13 protein-coding genes are annotated in these 13,936 nt (G+C 60.1%); 6 read left to right on the top strand and 7 right to left on the bottom strand.

The genetic code is table 11. The annotated features are described in order from the left end of the window. Window positions 1-293 precede the first annotated feature (293 nt). Together JDW18_RS06340 and JDW18_RS06335 are read right to left on the bottom strand one after the other, a co-directional pair. Complete coding sequence (locus JDW18_RS06340; protein ID WP_218242851.1) at window positions 294-1,418, bottom strand: cupin domain-containing protein; 1,125 nt, start codon at window positions 1,416-1,418, stop codon at window positions 294-296. Window positions 1,419-1,490: 72 nt separating this feature from the next. Next, complete coding sequence (locus JDW18_RS06335; RefSeq protein WP_218242850.1) at window positions 1,491-2,441, bottom strand: AraC-like ligand-binding domain-containing protein; 951 nt, start codon at window positions 2,439-2,441, stop codon at window positions 1,491-1,493. Window positions 2,442-2,806: 365 nt separating this feature from the next. Between JDW18_RS06335 and JDW18_RS06330 the strand changes: the two genes are divergently transcribed. From JDW18_RS06330 to JDW18_RS06315, 4 genes are read left to right on the top strand one after another with little or no spacing between them, the layout of a single operon-like run. Then, window positions 2,807-4,258, top strand: a complete 1,452-nt coding sequence (locus JDW18_RS06330) for an aldehyde dehydrogenase (RefSeq protein ID WP_218242849.1) — start codon at window positions 2,807-2,809, stop codon at window positions 4,256-4,258. 45 nt (window positions 4,259-4,303) lie between these two features. Beyond that, on the top strand, window positions 4,304-4,624 hold the full coding sequence (locus JDW18_RS06325) for a c-type cytochrome (protein ID WP_218242848.1): 321 nt from the start codon (window positions 4,304-4,306) through the stop codon (window positions 4,622-4,624). Window positions 4,625-4,637: 13 nt separating this feature from the next. Continuing rightward, a complete protein-coding gene (locus JDW18_RS06320; RefSeq protein WP_218242847.1) occupies window positions 4,638-5,144 on the top strand; it encodes a hypothetical protein in 507 nt (168 codons plus the stop codon). A 19-nt stretch (window positions 5,145-5,163) separates the two neighbouring features. Beyond that, window positions 5,164-6,714, top strand: coding sequence for an FAD-binding oxidoreductase (locus tag JDW18_RS06315; protein ID WP_218242846.1), 1,551 nt, complete (start codon window positions 5,164-5,166; stop codon window positions 6,712-6,714). A gap of 306 nt (window positions 6,715-7,020) precedes the next feature. On the opposite strand, the gene JDW18_RS06310 is transcribed toward JDW18_RS06315, so the two are convergent. Further along, window positions 7,021-7,764 carry a DUF2076 family protein gene (locus JDW18_RS06310; RefSeq protein ID WP_218242845.1) on the bottom strand — a complete coding sequence of 248 codons (744 nt, stop codon included), beginning with the start codon at window positions 7,762-7,764 and terminating at the stop codon, window positions 7,021-7,023. Between the two features lie 241 nt (window positions 7,765-8,005). Here JDW18_RS06310 and JDW18_RS06305 point away from each other — a divergent pair, with 241 nt between their 5' ends. Next, entirely contained in the window at window positions 8,006-8,527 is a 522-nt protein-coding gene (locus tag JDW18_RS06305; protein WP_218242844.1) for an FKBP-type peptidyl-prolyl cis-trans isomerase, read from the top strand. Window positions 8,528-8,686: 159 nt separating this feature from the next. Here JDW18_RS06305 and JDW18_RS06300 read toward each other — a convergent pair whose 3' ends face one another. The 4 genes from JDW18_RS06300 to coaBC all read right to left on the bottom strand — a co-directional run bounded on the left by JDW18_RS06300 (window position 8,687) and on the right by coaBC (window position 12,040). Continuing rightward, the gene (locus JDW18_RS06300) at window positions 8,687-9,367 is read right to left on the bottom strand and encodes a glycine zipper 2TM domain-containing protein (RefSeq protein WP_218242843.1); all 681 of its coding nucleotides are present in this window, start codon (window positions 9,365-9,367) and stop codon (window positions 8,687-8,689) included. A gap of 285 nt (window positions 9,368-9,652) precedes the next feature. Beyond that, window positions 9,653-10,102 (bottom strand): dUTP diphosphatase, encoded by a 450-nt coding sequence (gene dut, locus JDW18_RS06295; RefSeq protein WP_218242842.1) that lies wholly within the window; start codon window positions 10,100-10,102, stop codon window positions 9,653-9,655. 169 nt (window positions 10,103-10,271) lie between these two features. Next, a complete protein-coding gene (locus tag JDW18_RS06290; RefSeq protein WP_218242841.1) occupies window positions 10,272-10,808 on the bottom strand; it encodes a hypothetical protein in 537 nt (178 codons plus the stop codon). A gap of 2 nt (window positions 10,809-10,810) precedes the next feature. Then, window positions 10,811-12,040, bottom strand: a complete 1,230-nt coding sequence (gene coaBC / locus JDW18_RS06285) for a bifunctional phosphopantothenoylcysteine decarboxylase/phosphopantothenate--cysteine ligase CoaBC (protein WP_218242840.1) — start codon at window positions 12,038-12,040, stop codon at window positions 10,811-10,813. A gap of 113 nt (window positions 12,041-12,153) precedes the next feature. Here coaBC and pyrG point away from each other — a divergent pair, with 113 nt between their 5' ends. Further along, window positions 12,154-13,812 (top strand): CTP synthase, encoded by a 1,659-nt coding sequence (pyrG, locus tag JDW18_RS06280; protein WP_218242839.1) that lies wholly within the window; start codon window positions 12,154-12,156, stop codon window positions 13,810-13,812. The last annotated feature ends 124 nt before the right edge of the window (window positions 13,813-13,936 follow it).

Below are 13,936 nucleotides of genomic sequence, written 5' to 3'. Positions count from 1 at the left end.
TCAGGTCAAACAGTAAATTCGACTCAGATCGCATTATAAGTAGTTTTGCCCATTGCTGACTAACACTGACAGCATCTAAACAATTCTGCACAGATTCATGCGATGTCTATTTACCAAGCAAGCTCTCGCCTGCCGTGCTTCGCACTTTGGACCATAAATCCATTCCTGTCAAATTCCTGAATAAGCTTTCATAAAACTTTACTAAAGCCACCCAGGATCACAGAGGGGATACGAGGATCACCCGCCAGGGAATCCTCGAAGTTAGCATGGTCTTGGTTACAAGTCCACCCGCGTCAGTCGCCGGAGCGCACCCAGCCAGCATCAAACCAGGCGGAAAGCAGCTCCAGCGCATCATCGCTGGCTGTCGCCAGATCCTTGCGGGACAAGGCCTTGGTGTCAGCCAGCTTGCGCATCAGCGTGGCATCGCGGCCACCCGCCAGATAGCTTTCGCCGTTGATGAAAATGTGTTTTGCGTCGTACATCATGCGGGTGCGGCGATCGAGCACCACACTTTCGAACATGCCGTTTTCATCACCGTGCTCAAACCAGACGTTGGGCTTGGGGTCGCTCAGATACTCGCCCAGCGCACGCTCCAGCGCCAGCGGCTCAGCCATGGCTTTCTTCAGCGCTTCGCGGGCAAATTCATACATGCCTTCGGGAATCATGGCAGGGTTGCTGACAGCTTCCTGCTTGGGATCCTTGTAGATGACAGGGGTATCGAGCTCATCGGGCTCATCCGACATGCGCAGCAGCAATTCCCGGCCCAGTTCACCACGGTCTGGTGAGCGAAAACCAATGGAATAGGTCATGCACTCGCCCTCTGCCACGCCGTCGTGCGCCCACTTGGGGGGCAGGTACAGCATGTCGCCAGGCTCCAGCACGAACTCTTCTTCAGGCTCAAAGTTGGAGAGAATTTTCAGAGGTTTGTCAGGCTGCAGCGACAAATCCTTCTGGCGACCAATGCGCCAGCGGCGCTTGCCATGGGCTTGCAGCAAGAACACGTCATAGCTGTCAAAGTGCGGGCCCACGCCGCCCTGGTCGGTGGCGAAGCTGATCATCAGATCATCCAGGCGCGCCTCGGGCACAAAGCGAAATTGCTGCAGCAGCTCATGCGCCTTGGCGTCATGCATGTCCACACCCTGCACCAGCACCGTCCAGCCAGGCTTGGTCAGCGCAGGCAGGCTGCGGCGAGACAGCGGGCCGTGGCTGAGCTTCCAGTTGTCACCGCCGAGCTGCTGAATCAGGCGCGACTCCACGCCTTCTTCGCCAGCCATGGCCAGCAGACGAGCGCGGGGAATGGGAGCCTTGAAGCCAGGAATGGCCTGGCGCACCAGCAGTGGCTTTTTGTGCCAGTGCTTGCGCATGAATTGAGAAGCGGTGAGCCCGCCCAGCAGGGCGAGCGGTGTATTGATGTCCATGAGAATGCAGTCCTGCCATTGAAGCAATGGCCTGCATTGTCCTATAGCCCTTGAAACGCCGTTCGCGGCAGATCAATGACCAAGCGCTCTGAACTCGGAGGGCGACATGCCCGCATAGGCTTTGAAGGCTCGACTGAAGTGGGCGCTGTTGCCAAAACCGCAGCTCATGGCAATTTCAGTGATCGTGCGGTGCGCCAGTGCGGGCGAATGCAGCTCGCGCATGCAAAGCTCCAGCCGGCTTTGCTGAATAAAGCCTCCCAGCGACTGCTCCTTGCCCGCGAAGGCATTGTGCAGATGGCGGCGGCTGCAGTTCAGCGCTTCGGCCACCTGATCCACGGACAGTGCTGGGTCACGCACATGACTGGCCACATGGTCACAGATACGGTCATACAGCGCCTGCTTTTGCGTCACAGCCGTGGCCTGCCCGCCCAGTGCCTGCAGGGACAGATGCACCATGTCCACCAGCAGCTCCCCGGCGCGGCGAGCCAGCGGGGCCGTCATATTGTCCAGTTCCTGATAGGTGCTGCGCATGGTCTGCAGCGCAATGCGGGCAATGCCTGCGCTGCCGCCCACGGAGCGCCCCATCAGGCTTTCGAGCCGCAGCCCGCGCTCGGCAATGCTTTGCTTGGGCACCATCATGATCAGGTGCTCGGTGTGCTGCGGATTGGCCACCACATAGGGCTGCGAGGTGTCGTAAATCGCCCAACTGCCATTGCTCACACTGGCCTTGCTGCCATGCTGCTCTACCTCGGCATAACCATCCCATGGGGCAACGATCTTGAGATAGGCCGCTTCGCTATCGCGCAGTTTGTGTGAATCACGAATGACGCGGTGGCGCCCCGCATCCAGCTTGGTGAGCATCACATCGCCCGCGTAGGCCACGCTCAGATGACCATCGAAACGGGTGTCCCCATACAGATCAGTATCCAGACCCGAAAACAGCTGCGCCATCCAGTCATGCCAGGCCGGGGCTGTTTCTTTCTCTGGAAGACCATCAGTACTCAGTACCACGGGCGCGGTCATGTGCCTTGACTCCTCGTTCTGTAAATCTTTGCCTGTCTCGGCAAACTTGGCGTCAATTATCGGTAAGTGACCGCTTTCGTGCTCAGGCCATGCGCAATCTCCCGTCAGGGTTTTAAGTCTAGGGTTTGCCCTAGGCGAAGTGCACGATTCGTCAAACGGTTTGTGCACTTTGCGCACAGCGTATTGCCGCTGCTTTTCCTACGATCACTGCCATGCCATTTCTTTGGCAATACACAAAAAACAAGTTGGGGACAAGCCGCTGGCGCAAACACTGCGCACAAGCCAGAAGCCTTCCCCCCACTTGTTGAACTTGCATCAACACGCTGTGACAAAAGTCACGCCCCTTGGTAGTGAAGGAAGCGAACATGATTGAACAAAGCATGCTCATCGGCGGCCAGACCGCTCAGGCCAGCAATGGCGCGACTTTTGAGCGTAAAAACCCGCTCGATGGCTCTGTGGCCACACGCGCCCCGGCAGCCACTCCCGCTGACGCCGTGCGCGCCGTGGAAGCCGCACAAGCCGCCTTCCCCGCCTGGGCCGCACTGGGCCCCACAGAGCGCCGCCACATGCTGATGAAGGCATCGCAGGCACTGGAAGCCAAGGGCGAAGCCTTTGCCGCGGCCATGGCCGCTGAAACAGGCGCTTCCGGCATCTGGGCGGGCTTCAACGTGCATCTGGCCGCCAATATGTTTCTGGAAGCCGCATCGCTGACCACGCAGATCAACGGCCAAATCATTCCTTCCGACATTCCCGGCAGCATGGCCATGGCCGTGCGCCAGCCCGCTGGTGTGGTGCTGGGCATTGCCCCCTGGAATGCGCCCATCATCCTGGCCGTGCGTGCCATTGCCACGCCGCTGGCCTGCGGCAACACCGTGATTCTCAAAGGCTCCGAGCTGAGCCCCGCCACCCAGGGCCTCATCATTGAAGCGCTGCAAGAAGGCGGCCTGCCCGCGGGCGTGGTGAACTTTGTGACCAATGCGCCCGAAGACGCCGGTGCCGTGGTGGAAGCCATGGTGGCCCACCCTGCCGTGCGCCGCGTGAACTTCACCGGCTCCACCCGCGTGGGCCGCATCATTGGCCAGACCTGCGCCAAGCACCTCAAGCCCGCCATTCTGGAGCTGGGCGGCAAAGCCCCCTTCCTGGTGCTGGACGATGCCGATGTGGATGCCGCCGTGGCTGGCGCCACCTTTGGCGCGTTTGCCAACTCGGGCCAGATCTGCATGTCCACCGAACGCATCATCGTGGATGAAGCCGTGGCCCAAGAGTTCATCAGCAAGCTGGTGGCCCGCGCCAACTCCCTGCCTCTGGGCGACCCACGCCAGGGCCCTGTCGTGCTGGGCTCCGTCGTGGACATGAACACCGTGCACCGCGTCAATGAACTGATCGACGACGCCGTGGCCAAGGGCGCGAAGATCCTCTGTGGCGGCAAAGCCACCAACACCTTGATGGCCGCCACGCTGATCGACGGCGTGACGCCCGAGATGCGCATCTTCCGCGAAGAAACTTTTGCGCCGGTCAAGGCCATTGTTCGCGTCAGCGGCGAAGAGCAAGCCATTGCCATGGCCAACGACAACGAGTTCGGTCTGTCGTCCTCCGTCTACACCAAGGACACCGCCCGCGGCTGGCGCGTGGCGGGCCGTATCGAAGCTGGTATCTGCCACGTCAACGGCCCCACCGTGCACGATGAAGCGCAAATGCCTTTTGGCGGCGTGAAGAACTCGGGCTATGGCCACTTTGGCGGCCAGGCCGGTATCGATGCCTTTACCGATACCCGCTGGATCACCATGCAAACCGCTCCCCGCCACTACCCCTTCTGATTCAGAAGAGGTCTAGAACAAAAAACACATAACTGGAGAACCACGTTGAAACATGCAACCAAGCTGACCCTGGCAGCCCTGCTGTCGGGTCTCACCTTCGCAGCATCGGCTGCGGATTCGCAGAAGATCGGCCCCGGCCAGCGCTTCTACGAAAAGACCTGCGCCAAGTGCCACGAAGCCGGTGTGGGCCCCGTGATCAAGGGACGTGGCTTTCCGGCCATGACTTATGTCGTGATCGCCCGTAACGGCATGAACGCCATGCCCGCGTTTCGCGTGACCGACATTGACGACGCCACGCTGCTGGACCTGGGTGAATATCTGTCCAAGACAGAAGCGCCCAAGACCGCCGAGCCCGCCAAAAAGTAAAGAGGACGAAGTGATGCAAACCGATCGTCGCTCTCTACTCAAAGGCCTGGCCGCTGCCGGTCTGGCCGTCTCCGGCATGGGCCTGGCGCAAGCCGCCACTGTGCTGACTGGCAAGCCCGCAGCCTCCGCCGACGTGCTGGCCGTGACATCTGCCCTGCGCAGTTCTGCGCTGGATACAGCCTTTGTCGCAGGAGTGCAAAGCACGGCCCGCGGCGCAGCGCACACCGGCCTGCAAGGTCTAGACAGCGCAGCCTTCAACCAGTTGGGCGAGCTGCTGGCCGACGGCAAGGACACCGTGCTGGTAGGCCTGCTCGATGACGCCTCGGCCACGCTGGTGCTGGATCTGGTGCGCTCCGCAGGCGGGCGCGTGCTGGCGGTCGAAAACCACCGCGTGGACAGCGCTGCAGCCGACTGGGCCAAGGCACTGGGCCAGTCGCTGACCGCTGGCCAGCCCCTGACCACCACCACCGCCGCCGCCGCAGGCAACGAAGCCCGCGTGTCCTTTCGCTGCGTGATCTAAAAAACAAGGAAAGCAGAGCATGACAAGCAAATACATGGCCCTGCCCAAGGGCATGAGCGAGAGCAGCTTTGACGCTGCCATCGCCAAGTTCCAGAAGGCCCTGGGCGCTGAAAACGTGATGATCAAGGACGAGCTGGTTCGTCCTTACACCAAGGTGATGATGGCCGTGCCCACTGAGGAGCACACCCCATCCGCCGTGGTGACGGCCACCACCGTCGAGCAGGTGCAGGAAGTCGTCAAGATCTGCAACGAGCACAAGGTGCCCGTGTGGACCATCTCCACCGGCCGCAACTTTGGCTACGGCTCCGCCGCCCCCGGCCAGCGCGGCCAGGTGGTGCTGGACCTGCGCAAGATGAACAAGATCATCCACGTGGACCCCGAGCTGTGCACCGCCCTGGTCGAGCCCGGCGTGACCTACCAGATGCTCTACGACTATCTGGAAGAGAACAAGATTCCGCTGATGCTGTCGTTCTCGGCACCATCGGCCATTGCCGGCCCTCTGGGCAACACCATGGACCGCGGCGTGGGCTACACCCCCTATGGCGAGCACTTCATGATGCAGTGCGGCATGGAAGTGGTGATGGCCAATGGCGATGTGTACCGCACCGGCATGGGCGGCGTGAAGGGCGACAAGGCCTGGCAAGTCTTCAAGTGGGGCTACGGCCCCACGCTGGACGGCATGTTCACCCAGTCCAACTACGGCATCTGCACCAAGATGGGCTTCTGGCTCATGCCCAAGCCACCGGTTTTCAAACCGTTGGAGATTCAGTTCGACAACGACAGCGATATCAGCGAGATCGTGGAATTTATCCGCCCCCTGCGCATTGCCCAGGTCATCCCCAACTCGGTGGTGATTGCTGGCGTGTTGTGGGAAGCATCGACCTGCAACACCCGCCGCTCTGACTACACCACCGAGCCCGGCCACACGCCCGACGCCATCCTCAAGCAAATCCAGAAGGACAAGCATCTGGGCGCCTGGAATGTGTACGCCGCGCTGTACGGCACCAAGGAGCAGGTGGACGTCAACTTCAAGATCGTGCAGGACGCGCTCAAGAAGCTGGGCAAGGGCCGCTTGATTACCGAAGAAATGGCGGGCGACACCCAGCCCTTCAAGTACCGCGCCCAGCTCATGTCCGGCGTGCCCAACCTGCAGGAGTTTGGCCTGTACAACTGGCGTGGGGGTGGCGGCTCGATGTGGTTCGCTCCCGTGTCGCAGGCACGTGGCAGCGAGTGCGACAAGCAAAAGTCGCTGGCCAAGAAGATCTTGAACAAGCACGGTCTGGACTATGTGGGCGAGTTCATCGTGGGCTGGCGCGATATGCACCACGTCATCGATGTGCTGTACGACCGCAGCAGCGAAGAAGAAACCAAGCGTGCCAACGCCTGCTTTGCCGAGTTGCTGGACGAGTTCGAGAAGGAAGGCTATGCCGTGTACCGTGTGAACACGGCCTTCCAGGAGCGCGTGGCCAAGAGCTACGGCCCGGTCAAGCGCGATATCGAGCGCAAGATCAAGCGGGCGCTGGATCCGAATGGCATTCTGGCTCCGGGCAAGTGCGGGATAGATATTTAAGCTCCCCCTGAGCGGCTTTGCCGCTTCCCCCTCTCTCGCTTTGCGGGAGGGGGACGACAGCCTCGCTGCGCGGCGGCGCTTGCTCGCTGTCCCTGAGTTGGAGTGCGCCCAGTTTTAAAGCTCGCTCCTATCGTTGCTGAATTTTTTCAAGCCACCTGATTTGAAAACGCCAGGTGGCTTTCTTTTTTCTGCATTGCTATTGCATCAATAGCTGCTTGCGCTTTATTTGATTGGGCTTGACGGCAATTTGAGCCTTAATTTAGCAGGCTTGATGCTTGCACGCCTACCCTCAAAAACTCAACCACCTCAGGCAAAGTCATCATCAAAGAAGTCGCCGCCATCGCCCCAGCTTTCACCGGAGGCACTGTCTATGCTGCCCAGGCCTGCATCGTTGGCCAGGCTTGAGGTGTCACCCACACCGTCGTGCAGATTCTGCGAACTGCCTTGTTGCGCCAGCGACTGACTGCCGCTCATGCCATGCTGGCCAGCGGTATCTGCGGCATGGTGCCCCATCCAGTTGCTCAGCCCATTCGCCAGCAGCATCCCGCCTGCCGCACCTGCTGCGGCTGCAACTGCTCCACCCAGAAAGCTGCCACCCCCTGCTGCAGGTTGGGCATACGCCTGCGGCGCTGCACTGCTGCCAGAGAAGCGGTCGCGCCAGCTGGATGGCTGAACGGCGGGTTGAAATTGCGCTGGAGGTTGCGCTTGTGCAGGAGCCTGCGGTTGCGCATTCCATGCGCCTTCGTTGCGCTCTGGTGCGCGGCCAAAGTGGGTGCCCAGGCCGCCGGACAAAAAGCTGCCTGCGCTTTGTGGGTTCTGGCTTTGCTGCGCCTGCTGCACTTGTTGCTGCAACCGGGCAATCTGCTGCTGCGCTTGCTGCAGGGCCTGCTCCAGCATCAGCGTGCGCTGCGCCAGCCAGTAAGTCGCGTCAGGCGCGCCGCTCAGGCCTTGGCGCAGCTCAGCATCGGCCTGCGCGTCCTTGGGCTGGCCCTGAGTCAGCGTCAGCCGGGCGCACAGGTCTTGCAGCAGTTGTTGTTCTTGGGAGGTCATGATGCTTTCCTTTCAACCCATAGATGAATTGCATCCAAGATGTGGTCAGTATGAGCGCCTGCAAGAGCGCGAATGTGAAGCGCTGGCAATCTGTATTTGCAGGGTGTAACAAAACGCCTGCCATGCAATGCCAAGCCGTGCATGGGACAATGCCGTCCATTGCGCCACCTGCATTTCGCTGGTGGCTGCGTTTTATTTTTTGCTGCGGGACTGGCCTGCAGCACCCAACTGCATACACACCATGGAAGTTACCCAACAATGCGTGGTCGCTCTGACCTGGACACTGAAAGACACTCTGGGCGAAGAGCTGGACGTGCTGGACGAGCCCGTTGAGTTCCTTATCGGCGGCGACGACCTGTTTAAGCGCATCGAAGAAGCGCTGCAGGGCCATGCAGTCGGCAGTGAACTCGATCTGCACCTGGAGCCTGAAGAGGCCTTTGGTGACTACAACGAAAACCTGATCTTTCTGGAAAAACGCGAGCTGTTCCCCGAAGAGATCGAAGAAGGCATGAGCTTCGAGTCCAGCGCCATGCCCAAGGGCACCAACCCTGTCCCAGCCGATCTGCTCTATACCATCACCGAGATCTATCCCGAGCATGTGGTGCTGGACGGCAACCACCCGCTGGCAGGCATTGCCATTCGTCTGCATCTGAAGATTGCAGCGATCCGCGAAGCCACAGAAGAAGAAGTGGGCCGTGGCACTGCGGGCACGGGATTTTTCCGCATCGAGCCCATGGCACCGGGCAATGACACGGTGCATTGATACCCCCTGAGGCGCTTTGCGCCTTCCCCCGAGGGGACGACGCCATCGCTGCGAGGCGGCTCTTGCTCGGCGTCTCTCGCTTTAGGACATGCCTGCTTTGCGGCTGCCAACAAAAAAGGGACTCCGATCTGGAGTCCCTTTTGCATGGAGCACTCCTGTTTACTGGCGGTAAACCTGATTGCCGTCCACGCGCACATATTCGCCGATGTTGAGTTGCGGGGGCTGCTGGTAGTCAAAAGCGCGCACGCTGCCATCACGCATCTGCACTGTGACGCGATAGATATCACGCACGGCGCCGCCGCCCACGCTGTTTTGCACGGCGTTGCCCGCCAGCGCACCGGCAGCCACACCAGCAATCGTAGCCAGCGTACGGCCCGAGCCTTTGCCGACTTGGTTGCCCAGCACGCCACCAATCACGCCACCGGCAATAGCACCACCGGCGCCAATGCCGCTGCTGTCCTGCACGCGCACGGTTTCAATGTTCAGCACACGGGCCTGCTGCACGTTGTTGTACTGGTAGCAGTTATTGTCGTAGCCGTTTTGCTGACCGTACTGGTCACCATAGTTGCCGTTGTTGCGATTCAGGCCACAGTTGTTGTTCGGGTATTGCTGCGCAGGATAGCTGCCCACGGGGTACGAGGTGGTGGGGTATGTGGCATTGGCCGCACCGGGGAAGCCACCGCCCGAGTGGCCGCCCTGGTACACAGTGCCTTGATAACCGCCCTGGGGCATGGGGTAGCTGTTCTGGTAAGTGCCCTGAGGATAGGCAACGCAGGCGCTGAGGCCGATGGCAACTGCTGCCACGGTCGCAATACGGCCCAGACGTTGAATGGCTTGCATAAGGGATCTCCTGACAGCGTCGGCATCGTGGCCGCACTGGCGAAATGTTGTGAATTTATTCAAGAACGAACTCTCGCTCGACTTTATCCATCAACGCGTCAGACAGCGTCTGGGAGGACAGCTTTCACATTTACTAACAATGCCTGCGTGAAAGCGCCTCGGGGAAACTCATCAATTCATAGCATGTAGCGCCAATCCTGCCTGAATTTCATTAACAATCAATATGAAATATCAAGCTGAACCAGCGCTAGCAGCTCTCAAAAACAGAGAGCCTTGCTGCTGAATTTATTGCTTGCCCGTCGAGCCGTAGCCACCTTCGCCGCGCTCGCTCTCGGCGGCGAACTCTTCGACCAGATTGAACTGCGCCTGCACCACGGGCACGATGATGAGCTGGGCCAGTCGGTCCATGGGCTGCAGCGTGAAAGCGGTCTGTGAGCGGTTCCAGGCGCTGACCATGAGCTGGCCCTGGTAATCACTGTCGATCAAGCCCACCAGATTGCCCAGCACGATGCCGTGCTTGTGGCCCATGCCCGAGCGCGGCAGGATCATGGCGGCGTAGTTGGGGTCTTTCAGGTGCATGGCCATGCCGGTGGGAATCAGCTGCCACTGGCCGGGCTCCAGCGTCACCGGCGCGTCGATGCAGGCGCGCAGGTCCAGACCGGCGCTGCCGGGCGTGGCGTATGCAGGCATGTTGTCGCGCAGGCGCGCATCGAGAATCTTGACGTCGACGTTCATAAAAAACCTTGTAAATCTTGGAAAGTTTGGGCAGCAGACGCGGTGTATCGGCCTGCCGCCGCAAGAGCAACCGCTACAGGATTGCCAGGAGCGAACAAAGGGCGCCATTGTGCATGTTTGTGCACCGGCTCAAGCCCAATGGTTCAAGCGCCCTTTCGCACCCTTGTGCTTACTTGCCCTTGAGTTTGTTTACCACTCCGCCCACCAGCGACAGCCCGCCCATGATCACCAGCATGGTGCCAAAGCCCGATGCGAACTGCGAAATCACGATACCGGCCACGATCATCACCACGGAGAACGGCGAAATAAAAGGTGTGGACTTGTCTGCAGAGGCTTTGGCCTTCTGGCTTTCAATCTCTTGCTCAATGGCACGAAAACGCTGCTGCGCCTCTTGCTTGCTGACTGCGCGACGACCTGTGCCCGGTGCCTGCGCAGCAGGGCTGACCGCTGGCTGCAGCGTGGTTGCCTGTTTGCGCGCAGCCTGCTGGCTGGCTTGCTGCTCCACCAGCTCCCGGGCTTTTTGCAGCTTGTCTCGCAGCTGCGAAACAGGCGAGTCGGCCTGAGCACCGGGGGTTGCGACAGCGGACTGCACCGCTCCAGCTATGCTGCGCTGCGTGCGGCGAAAGTCGGGACTGGCGCGCAAGAGCTTGTCCACATAGGCCACATAGTCGCCGTTGCTAGGACCGTCATAGTTGGAGGGGACCATCATCAAGCTCCTTCGGGTGCAGGCAGCCGCTGCGCAATTTCCTCTACCAGCTGGCGGGCCAGCTTGTCTTTGCTGGCGTACGGCAGCTCTTTGGTGCCGTTGTCGTCAATCAGCAGCAGCGCATTTTCATCTTTGCCGAACGTGGCTGGGCCAATATTACCCACCAGCAGCGGCACACCTTTGCGCAAGCGCTTGGCACTGGCATGCTGCAGCAAGTCATGGCTTTCCGCCGCAAAGCCCACACAGTACAGATTGCCGTATCTGGCGGCGTCAGACTGCGCGACGGTGGCCAGAATGTCGGGGTTTTCGACAAAGGCCATTGCAGGCACATCGCCCGAACCGTCTTTTTTGATCTTGTGATCGGAGAATTCCGCCGGGCGCCAATCAGCAACTGCGGCAGTAGCTATGAAAATAGAAGCATCTCCAATTTGCGACTGTACCGCGTCCAGCATCTGGCGGGCCGACTGCACATTGATGCGCTTGACGCCATGCGGCGTGGGCAGGTGCACAGGGCCAGCCACCAGCGTGACTTCCGCTCCCGCTGCGCGGGCAGCGCGAGCGATGGCAAAACCCATCTTGCCGCTGGAGAGATTGGTAATGCCGCGCACCGGGTCGATGGCTTCAAAGGTCGGCCCGGCAGTAATCAAAAGATTCTGGCCTTTGAGCTTCTTGGCGGTGAACACGCCAGCCAGCTCTTCCATGATCTGTTCAGGCTCCAGCATGCGGCCATCGCCGGTTTCGCCGCAGGCCTGGCTGCCATTGCCCACGCCCAGCACCGTGGCGCCGTCATAGGCCACTTGCCAGAGGTTGCGCTTGGTCGCAGGGTGTTCCCACATTTCACGGTTCATGGCCGGGGCAATCACCAGCGGCACTTTGTCGATGGGGCGGGCCAGGCACATCAGGCTCAGCAACTCATCCGAGCGGCCTTGCGCCAGGCGTGCAATGAAGTCGGCGCTGCAAGGCGCGATCACAATGGCATCGGCTTCGCGGCTGAGATTGATGTGGGGCATGTTGTTGGGCTCCCGCGCATCCCACTGAGAGGTGTAGACTGCGCGCCCAGAAAGTGCCTGCATGGTGACGGGCGTCATAAACTGCTCGGCAGCTTCTGTCATGACCACTTGCACGGTTGCGCCTGCTTGCACCAGCAAGCGGCACAGCATGGCTGATTTGTAACAAGCCACGCCCCCGGAGAGACCCAGCACCAGATGTTTGCCTGCGAACACGTCATTCATGCCACGCAATTTAGCAGACCTGGGGGCTGTTTCCGCACCTCAAGCATCCCTGTACGCCACGCCGAAATTCGTGGCGAACCTATAATCCTGTTTTACCACCACCAAAAAAAGACATGACCAAGTTCGTCTTCGTCACCGGCGGTGTGGTGTCTTCCCTCGGTAAGGGAATCGCCTCAGCCTCCCTTGCAGCGATTTTGGAATCGCGCGGCCTCAAAGTCACCCTCATCAAGCTCGACCCCTACATCAACGTGGACCCGGGCACCATGTCGCCCTTCCAGCACGGTGAGGTGTTCGTGACGGATGACGGAGCCGAGACCGATCTGGACTTGGGCCACTATGAGCGTTTCATCGAAACGCGCATGCGTCAGACCAACAACTTCACCACGGGCCGTATCTATCAGTCCGTGCTGGAAAAAGAACGCCGTGGCGACTATCTGGGCAAGACCGTGCAGGTCATCCCCCACGTCACCAACGAAATTCAGGAATACATCAAGCGCGGCGCGGGCCTGGGCACCGACCACGAAGTGGATGTGGCCATCTGCGAAGTCGGCGGCACCGTGGGCGATATCGAATCGCTGCCTTTCCTGGAAGCAGCGCGCCAGCTGGCTCTGAAGCTGGGCCCCAACAATTCCGCCTTTGTGCACCTGACTTATCTGCCGTTCATCGAGACTGCAGGCGAGCTCAAGACCAAGCCTACCCAGCACACCGTGCAAAAGCTGCGCGAAATCGGTATCCAGCCCGATGCGCTGCTGTGCCGCGCCAAGCACCAGGTGCCCGAAGAGGAAAAGAGCAAGATCTCCCTCTTCACCAACGTGCCCGAGTGGGGCGTGATCTCCATGTGGGACGTGGACACCATCTACAAGGTGCCCCGCATGCTGCACGAGCAAGGTCTGGATGGCCTGATCTGCGACAAGCTGCGCCTGAACACGCCTCCTACCAACCTGAAGCGCTGGGACGATCTGGTCTATGAGACCGAGCATCCCCAAGGCGAAGTCAAGATTGCCATGGTGGGCAAGTATGTGGAGCTGACCGACGCCTACAAGTCGGTCAACGAAGCGCTCAAGCACGCCGGCATGCGCAACCATGTGCGCGTGAAGATCACGCATGTGGACTCGGAAACCATCCACGACGCAGATGCCTCGGCCCTGCTCAAGGAATACGACGGCATTCTGGTGCCCGGCGGCTTCGGCTCGCGCGGCGTGGAAGGCAAGATCTCGACAGCCAAGTTCGCCCGTGAGAACAAGGTGCCTTACCTGGGCATCTGCCTGGGCATGCAGGTTGCCACCATCGAGTACGCCCGCCACGTGGCTGGCCTCGAAGGCGCCAACTCCACCGAGTTCGATCCTCAGACTCCCAACCCCGTGATCGCGCTGATCACCGAGTGGAAGGACGAAGACGGCACGATCAAGACCCGTGACGAGAACTCCGATCTGGGCGGCACCATGCGTCTGGGCGCACAGTCTTCGGACGTGCAAAAGGACACCCTGGCCCACAGCATCTATGGCGATGTGGTGACCGAGCGTCACCGTCACCGCTACGAAGCCAACACCCAGTATCTGGACAAGCTGCGCGACGCCGGTCTGGTGATCTCGGCCCTGACCCAGCGTGAGCACCTGACGGAAATCGTCGAGCTGCCCGCCAAGGTTCACCCCTGGTTCATCGGCGTGCAGTTCCACCCCGAGTTCAAGTCCACCCCCTGGGATGGTCACCCGCTGTTCAATGCCTTCATCAAGGCATCGATGGAAAACAAGCAAAAGGCCAAGAAAGCCTGATCCGGGCTTGATTCCCACAGGAATCAGTCCTGAAAAAGGAGCTGCCAGCGCTTGAAAATGAATGACTTCAGCATTAAATACTGCTGAAGTCATTCAACACAAGGCGTTAGCAGCTTCCGTTTTT

It is taken from the genome of Comamonas fluminis (assembly GCF_019186805.1).
In the GTDB taxonomy this organism is placed as follows: Bacteria; Pseudomonadota; Gammaproteobacteria; order Burkholderiales; family Burkholderiaceae_C; genus Comamonas; species Comamonas fluminis.
This window is presented reverse-complemented; position numbering and strand designations above follow the sequence as displayed.

What these genes read in the sequence shown, in the direction of transcription:
- JDW18_RS06340 (WP_218242851.1), bottom strand. Translation starts at nt 1,418, where the DNA reads ATGGACATCAATACACCGCTCGCCCTGCTGGGCGGGCTCACCGCTTCT.
- JDW18_RS06335 (WP_218242850.1), bottom strand. Translation starts at nt 2,441, where the DNA reads ATGACCGCGCCCGTGGTACTGAGTACTGATGGTCTTCCAGAGAAAGAA.
- JDW18_RS06330 (WP_218242849.1), top strand. Translation starts at nt 2,807, where the DNA reads ATGATTGAACAAAGCATGCTCATCGGCGGCCAGACCGCTCAGGCCAGC.
- JDW18_RS06320 (WP_218242847.1), top strand. Translation starts at nt 4,638, where the DNA reads ATGCAAACCGATCGTCGCTCTCTACTCAAAGGCCTGGCCGCTGCCGGT.
- JDW18_RS06315 (WP_218242846.1), top strand. Translation starts at nt 5,164, where the DNA reads ATGACAAGCAAATACATGGCCCTGCCCAAGGGCATGAGCGAGAGCAGC.
- JDW18_RS06310 (WP_218242845.1), bottom strand. Translation starts at nt 7,764, where the DNA reads ATGACCTCCCAAGAACAACAACTGCTGCAAGACCTGTGCGCCCGGCTG.
- JDW18_RS06305 (WP_218242844.1), top strand. Translation starts at nt 8,006, where the DNA reads ATGGAAGTTACCCAACAATGCGTGGTCGCTCTGACCTGGACACTGAAA.
- JDW18_RS06300 (WP_218242843.1), bottom strand. Translation starts at nt 9,367, where the DNA reads ATGCAAGCCATTCAACGTCTGGGCCGTATTGCGACCGTGGCAGCAGTT.
- dut (WP_218242842.1), bottom strand. Translation starts at nt 10,102, where the DNA reads ATGAACGTCGACGTCAAGATTCTCGATGCGCGCCTGCGCGACAACATG.
- JDW18_RS06290 (WP_218242841.1), bottom strand. Translation starts at nt 10,808, where the DNA reads ATGGTCCCCTCCAACTATGACGGTCCTAGCAACGGCGACTATGTGGCC.
- coaBC (WP_218242840.1), bottom strand. Translation starts at nt 12,040, where the DNA reads ATGAATGACGTGTTCGCAGGCAAACATCTGGTGCTGGGTCTCTCCGGG.
- pyrG (WP_218242839.1), top strand. Translation starts at nt 12,154, where the DNA reads ATGACCAAGTTCGTCTTCGTCACCGGCGGTGTGGTGTCTTCCCTCGGT.